The following is a 284-nucleotide window of genomic DNA, read 5'->3' as shown; positions in this document are numbered from 1 at the left end:
GTGATAACATCACCTATTACATCAATTGTAGTTTTTGATTTATCCTCGCTTGTGTACTCATAAGTACCGTTATTATTGTTGATCAGCGTAGTAAGAGTCTGCTCACTCTCAACTAAGTTTGTGATCTCAGTTTTAACTGCACTGTTGTTGAAAATAACAGATGAATTATCGATAACATCCTGAACAACATCAATAGTAGCTGTTCCTGCTTTCTCATCTGTATAAACATACTTACCATCTGTTCCTTTTACCAAAGAAGTTAAGGTTTCGTTTGCTTTTACAAT

At 34.2% G+C, this 284-nt stretch carries 1 protein-coding gene; it reads right to left on the bottom strand.

Annotation, left to right across the window (positions count from 1 at the left end; all coding sequences use genetic code 11):
* Positions 1-284: hypothetical protein (locus tag K0H48_RS30640; protein WP_219337893.1), on the bottom strand; the 284-nt coding region annotated here is incomplete at both ends.

This window comes from Pseudomonas sp. Xaverov 259 (assembly GCF_019352915.1).
Classification (GTDB): domain Bacteria; phylum Pseudomonadota; class Gammaproteobacteria; order Pseudomonadales; family Pseudomonadaceae; genus Aquipseudomonas.
The sequence above is the reverse complement of the archived record's forward strand: the minus strand, read 5'-3'. Positions and strand labels throughout refer to the sequence as shown.